Source organism: Psychrobacillus sp. Z16_25 (assembly GCF_056856695.1).
Genome location: NZ_JBXEOV010000007.1, coordinates 168,179 through 174,276 on the forward strand (window position 1 = coordinate 168,179; position 6,098 = coordinate 174,276).

Genomic DNA, 6,098 nt, shown 5'->3' on the forward strand with positions numbered 1-6,098 from the left:
AGAGTTTCAACACTATTGATTATTTGGTGCTTGAAGCGAGAGTTCTATTTTCCATATAAAATCGAGTAAAGGAGTAGATACATTTGGTTCTCCCATAAATAAGCTTTCCACAAATGTGGAATATGCATCTGCTATTTCCTCATCCTCATAGCCTTTCCAGTTTAGCGGAAAAAGTGCGTAAGCATGTCGATGGATAAGCTCTGCTGTCAATGCTTGTTGAGACGGATCCTTTGCTAGCTTTTCTTGTACCAATTGAGTGATATGCTCCATTCGATCAACTGCTGTATTAACTGGTGGCTTAGCAGGAGAAATACTCATCTGTTGCCCATATTTGTTAACTTTCACTTCTTCCAGAACCCCTGCACTACCAAGAAGTAAAAGAGCAAGCGTTTGAATGGTAGGTGGTACCATCTCACTCTCAGCAATCAACTTAATTTCTTTAATAGCGTCAGATATATTCTGATAAAAGGCCTGTTGCAGGATTTGCTCCTGCTGAACAAAGGGGAGACTGATAAAATGCTCATATTCAATCTTATCTTTTTCTATTTTTTCCACTTCTTCTACTTCTCCCTCAGGCATCAGCGGACTTTGTTCCCCCGCTAACCGACCGCTAAGCTCAAGCAGTTGCTGAAAGTTGGTCTTACGCTCATTAGAGAACTCATATTCAGATAATATGTAAGATATCGTTTCATTTAAAGCGGTATATTCCTTCAAATCAAGTAGGATGGTTAGGTAAAGCTCGACAATTTGCTCAAAAGCAGGGGATTTCCCCTCTAATAGCTCCTCACAAATTTCTCTTGCCTCTTGAGTTCTTCTTGTTTCCAATAAAGTCAGGATATATACACTCAAAATCATATCATCAAGCTTTACAAATTTCTTTGCCTCATCAAAGCATGCAGCTGCTTTTATATAATTATTCTTTTCTGCAAAAGCCAAACCTTCCGTTATCAATGTTTCTACCATGCCAGGGAACACGATAACCTTATCATTTGTCTGCAGGTAATGATTTTTTTTCTTCATGAAACCTAACCGCCTCTTTGTTCTATGTATGATGATGATAGTATATCATTTTCTATTTATTTTCTCACTTTTAAATGTGATTTTTTGTAAAAAATGAAAGAAAAATAAAAAGAGATATTCCAATATCGCTTTTTTCTGGAATATCCTAATAGGAGTCATTGTTTTTTGCTATCATCTCTTCTTTCATTATTCTTCTCACTGTTCAGCTTTTTAATACTTTGCAGCTGTGGTGTATTCGGTATATCCTATGTGTTTTTCTTTATTCTTTTCCCTGTATAGCTACTAATTAAACTTTATAGTATTCTTTGCAAGTAATAGGTTCATTTCTATTTTATAATAACTTTCTTATAACTAATCTCTGTCCCTTCATATATAATTGATGAATCAAAAAATGTACGATTAAAAGGTAGAATTTATTTTATGAATCTTAGGTTCTCCGCTGTGTCGGACGCTTTCCGCGGGCCAACAGGATGTTGGTCAGGAAAACGTTGTCACACGATGTGACGTTCTTAGTTTTCCGTCCTTAAAATGAGCCATAGCCGAACGCTAACGCGTGCCGTTGCTATGTCTCACCTGTCTCCATCCTCCCGCAGGAGTCGCCCACACTGCTCCGAACCCATTCGTGTACACTTCTAAAAATAGTTTTTAATTAATAGTTTTTAAAAGAATAGAACCTTTCAAGAAAGGAATAGTTTTATCCCATCCTCCTCTAACAATGTCAGGAAAAGAGGTTGTCCACATGGTTGGGCGTTTTCCGGAGTCCAACAGGATTCTGGTCAGGAATACGTTGTCACAAGACGTGAGGTACTTAATTTTTCCTACCCTAAGTTAAGCCATTGACATATTTCTTTTAAGGATCCCAGCATATTAAACTGATACATAACAAGAGGTAAAGTTAATTTGTTCTTTTACTATTTTCGGATGATTCTAAAGACTGTTCGGCTTTCCTCCATCTCTACTAAAAAAGTAGTACAAACCATAGCCTTGGTTTGTACTACTTTCGTGTATTTCATATGATTTTTCATAACTTCTAAGCAATTTGCATTGCTTCTTGCTCACGAAGCTTTTGAAATAATAGTAAGTCTCTTTGGTAAGACGCTATATATGTGGAAAGGCTATGTTGTTTGACTGCTTGAAAGGTCATCTCATCTGCAATAGCAAAATGTTTATTAAGCTTCTCTGCATTCTCCCATGCAGTCTCTTCAAAAACTAAATTCATATCATGCTCCTCAATCAGCATAGCGAGAAGTGCTAGGTTCGTATAAAGTTCTTTTATAGAATAACTATTTTTCATTTCAAAGATTTCATAAGTACGATCTATAGTAGCCATCAAATTATCTCTATCTATGGCATGGCCAAGCTCATGGATTGTTAGTATTTCAATATAAGTTTCGAGGGTAATAGGAAATGACATTTCTTCTTTTGCTTCTATTAAACGCTTTTCATCAAAGCTTAAATAATGCCCTATGAAGTTATAGCTCATATTTACTCCGGATCGGTCTTTTCTAATCTCAACATCCATTTCAACTGTATCCATTGTCGAGCTAATTATCTGCTGTATATTCTGAGTAGTTACCACTTGGTTCATTCAGTTATTCAGTTTCTCCTCTTTAAGGTAGTTGTCTACCATTTTTTTCACACAAGAGAAACTATATAACAAAAAAAGGAAGAAAACAAGATTTTTGCACGAGAAATACCCAAAGCCGAAATCTCGACTTTGGGTATTTCAAAACTTTTTATTTGTCTTCTAATTAGTATAAATTAATTGTTAGAGCGTCGGCTACGGCTGCTCGCTTCTCCGCCTTTGCGACCTGCTTCTTCACGGCTCATTTTGCCGTTGTTACCATTACCGGTATTGCTAGAGTTACCGGTATTGCTCCGTGCTTCTCCACCCTTGCGACCAATTTCTTCATAGAAATCTTGGCCATGGTTACTAGAAGTTGATTCCCCGCCTTTACGGCCGATTTCTTCATAGAAGTCTTGTCCATGATTTTTGGAGGTTGCTTCCCCACCTTTACGTCCCGCTTCTTCAAATGACAGCTTGCCGTTGTTGTTTCTGCGATTGTTTTGGTTGTTTGCCATGTTACATTCCTCCTTACATGTTTTAGTGAGCTTTTCTATCGCTCACGTAGTCTTTATATTCCCAGCAAAGATTATCTAAAACATAAGATGACCAAATTGAAGCTTAAGCCCTAATCAGTTACATTGTCATGATATTTTTTAGCTTTTCTAAGACAGATTGAAACTGCTCCGGCTCAATATCTTGTCGAAAGTGACGAAAAGGATCTCCTATTGTTTGTATCCTATCTATTACTGCCGGAATGGTAAAGAGCTCTGGATGTAACCCCTCCTTCACCTCTTCCCAAAGCAAAGGAGTGGCAATTAAGCCTCGATCATTTCCTCGGGTTGAATACGGTGCAATAATTGTCTTCCCTTCATGGTGCTGCACGTAATCTAGATAAAGCTTATTATTCCTATTCTTTTTCAACCTCTCTGTGGTAAACCAATTAGGCTCCTGCTCCACAAGAAAATCACATATAAATTTAGTGAAAATACGAGTTTGTTCATAGGAATACGTATTTTCCGGAAGTGGTATGTACAGCTGCAATCCTTTACCTCCGGAAGTCTTCACGTAGGAGGGCAGCTGAAACTGATCAAATATCGCTTTCATTCGAATTGCCGCTTCGATTGCTAGTGAAAATTCCTCTACAGATGGAGGGTCTAAGTCAAACACTATTTCAGTCGGCTTGTCCATTTCATAAAGCTGAAAAGGTATGTGGAGCTCAAGAGCCAACTGGTTTCCAAGCCAAAGTAGCGTTTCAATATTATTACAAACCACATAACGATTTCCCTCGAAAACTGTGGTATTTACATAGCTAGGTAACTTGTCCTCCCAATTTTTCTGATAGAATCGCTCCTCTCGTAGCGTACCATGTGGATAGCGAATGACTGTTAATAGTCGGTTATTTAGAAAGGGAAGCATGTATGTCGAAGCTTGCTGCAGATAATATAGGAAACCTTCCTTGTCTATCTGAATCGATGGCCAAACCGGCTTATCGGGATGGGTAACCTTCACACTCTCCGGAATAGGAAACATATCATATGTGAGTCTTTCCCAAGTGCATGTTTGTGGATCGACATCTAAGGCAAAAGCATAAAATCGTGGTTCTCTTAAGCTTTTCCCATCAAAATCAATACAGGCGACAATGATACAGATAGATGGTTCAATATCCCAAACATTCTCTGTTAGTTGACGTCCATTACGTCGAAAAAATTGTACTAACGTTTTCTCCTCTTCTTCAGAGAGTCCATTTTTTACGTTTACAACCTCTACAAGCTTGTTCCCTTTATAAACTTCTCCCTTAAAATAGCCATTTTCCTTATCGTAACTGGTCAAGATGACATGTATAAGCTTCCAATTTTTTATTTTCACCCACTGGTTTGTTCTCTTCCCACTTGTCCAGACACTAGCTCGCTGCTTTGCAATCATTCCTTCTCCACAAGACGCTTGAAGCTGTCCCAATAACTCCTTACTATTTTTAAAGACATCAATCATTTGCAGTCTTTCTGGGTTTGTATAAGAAATAGAGAGAGGAAGCTGAAGCTTTTTAAATAATTGCAGTAGCTTTTTCTTACGGTCATTTAATGGTAGAGATGTTAGTAATTCTCCCTTGTATTGCAAAATATCAAATACAACATAATGACAGGGAAACTTATTTACATGCTCCAAAATAGACTTCTCCGTTCGCATTCTTCCTCTTACCTGAACTTTGGTGAAATCACTATTAAAATTATTCGTTAGATATACAAGCTCTCCATCGAGGCTTAAAGGAAGAAACTCTTCTATTTGATCTCTCAGCTCTTTGCAGAAATGAATAATTTCAGGAAACATATTGTTTAAATTTTTTCCATTTCTACTCCATAAAACAATCTCCTGATTCCATTCAAGGATACAACGAAAGCCATCATACTTTACTTCATATAACCAATCCTTTCCTTTTGGAATATCAACTGCGGATGTTAATAGCATGGGTTTCATTTGTAAACCTGCCTTCTCTTGGCTTCATTTTACTGTTAGTTTTATTATTTTCTAGTCAGTCATACATATTTCATTAAAAATATTCCAAAGTAAGATAAAAAGGTCGTGAATGATATGCATACCGTCTGGAAAGGAAGCATTAGCTTTGGGTTGGTTAATATCCCTGTAAAGCTCCATGCTGCCACTGAAAATAAAGACATTAAGCTTCGACAGCTCCATAAAGAATGCCATACGCCCATCACTTATAAGAAAGTTTGTGAAGGGTGTAATAAAGAAGTGAAAAATGAAGATATTGTGAAAGCATATGAGTATTCCAAAAATAAGTTTGTCCTTTTAGATGAGGAAGAGTTGGAAAAGCTGCGCAAGGAAAATGAAGACAAAGCGGTAGAAATTATAGATTTTGTTAAGCTAGAGGAAATCGATCCAATTTATTTCGAAAAAAGCTATTATATGGCTCCAGATAGTGGTGGCTCAAAGGCCTACTCGCTTTTAAGAAAAGCACTCTTAGACTCCGGGAAGATTGGAGTAGCAAAGATTATTATTCGCGCAAAGGAACAGCTTGCTGTTGTAAGAGTATATAAAAACATGCTCGTTATGGAGACAATACATTTTCCGGATGAGGTTCGCCCAGTTGCCGAGGTGCCCAACATCCCTATTGAACAAGAAGTGGTTCAAAAGGAGCTAGAAACAGCTTTACTATTAGTAGATCAGCTAACAACTGAATTTGAACCTGAAAAATATAAGGATGATTATCGAACGGCCTTAATGGAGCTAATAGAAGAGAAGAAGAACAACACCTTAATAGTAGAAACAGATGCAAAACAGCCTGTTGCAGCATCGAACGTCACCGATTTAATGGCTGCACTTCAAGCTTCATTGGATAGAACAAAGCCAAAGAAAAAAACAACAACCAGAAAAAGAACGCCAAAAAAGAAAACCTCTTAACGAAAAAAGCTGCCCTAGGTAGTGACCCCTTAAAGTTAGAGTTTAATTTATGCAGCTAATCGGCTGGTATGAGTTCGGTATTTTACCGGGCTCA

5 protein-coding genes are annotated in these 6,098 nt (G+C 37.6%); 1 reads left to right on the forward strand and 4 read right to left on the reverse strand.

Annotated features, from left to right (window positions below):
• Positions 1-12: 12 nt before the first annotated feature.
• From AC1VU3_RS09890 to AC1VU3_RS09905, 4 genes are all read right to left on the reverse strand, one after another.
• A complete protein-coding gene (locus AC1VU3_RS09890) occupies positions 13-1,020 on the reverse strand; it encodes a hypothetical protein (protein WP_480387477.1) in 1,008 nt (335 codons plus the stop codon).
• Positions 1,021-2,050: 1,030 nt separating this feature from the next.
• Positions 2,051-2,608 (reverse strand): integrase, encoded by a 558-nt coding sequence (locus AC1VU3_RS09895; protein WP_480387476.1) that lies wholly within the window; start codon positions 2,606-2,608, stop codon positions 2,051-2,053.
• A 173-nt stretch (positions 2,609-2,781) separates the two neighbouring features.
• The gene (locus AC1VU3_RS09900; RefSeq protein WP_480387475.1) at positions 2,782-3,102 is read right to left on the reverse strand and encodes a general stress protein; all 321 of its coding nucleotides are present in this window, start codon (positions 3,100-3,102) and stop codon (positions 2,782-2,784) included.
• A 118-nt stretch (positions 3,103-3,220) separates the two neighbouring features.
• The gene (locus AC1VU3_RS09905) at positions 3,221-5,059 is read right to left on the reverse strand and encodes a DNA ligase D (protein ID WP_482983379.1); all 1,839 of its coding nucleotides are present in this window, start codon (positions 5,057-5,059) and stop codon (positions 3,221-3,223) included.
• 114 nt (positions 5,060-5,173) lie between these two features.
• Between AC1VU3_RS09905 and ku the strand changes: the two genes are divergently transcribed.
• On the forward strand, positions 5,174-6,004 hold the full coding sequence (gene ku / locus AC1VU3_RS09910) for a non-homologous end joining protein Ku (RefSeq protein ID WP_480387473.1): 831 nt from the start codon (positions 5,174-5,176) through the stop codon (positions 6,002-6,004).
• Positions 6,005-6,098 lie beyond the last annotated feature (94 nt).

Excerpts from the sequence above, each read along its gene's own strand:
- AC1VU3_RS09890 (WP_480387477.1), bottom strand. The coding sequence starts at position 1,020 with ATGAAGAAAAAAAATCATTACCTGCAGACAAATGATAAGGTTATCGTG.
- AC1VU3_RS09895 (WP_480387476.1), bottom strand. The coding sequence starts at position 2,608 with ATGAACCAAGTGGTAACTACTCAGAATATACAGCAGATAATTAGCTCG.
- AC1VU3_RS09900 (WP_480387475.1), bottom strand. The coding sequence starts at position 3,102 with ATGGCAAACAACCAAAACAATCGCAGAAACAACAACGGCAAGCTGTCA.
- AC1VU3_RS09905 (WP_482983379.1), bottom strand. The coding sequence starts at position 5,059 with ATGAAACCCATGCTATTAACATCCGCAGTTGATATTCCAAAAGGAAAG.
- ku (WP_480387473.1), top strand. The coding sequence starts at position 5,174 with ATGCATACCGTCTGGAAAGGAAGCATTAGCTTTGGGTTGGTTAATATC.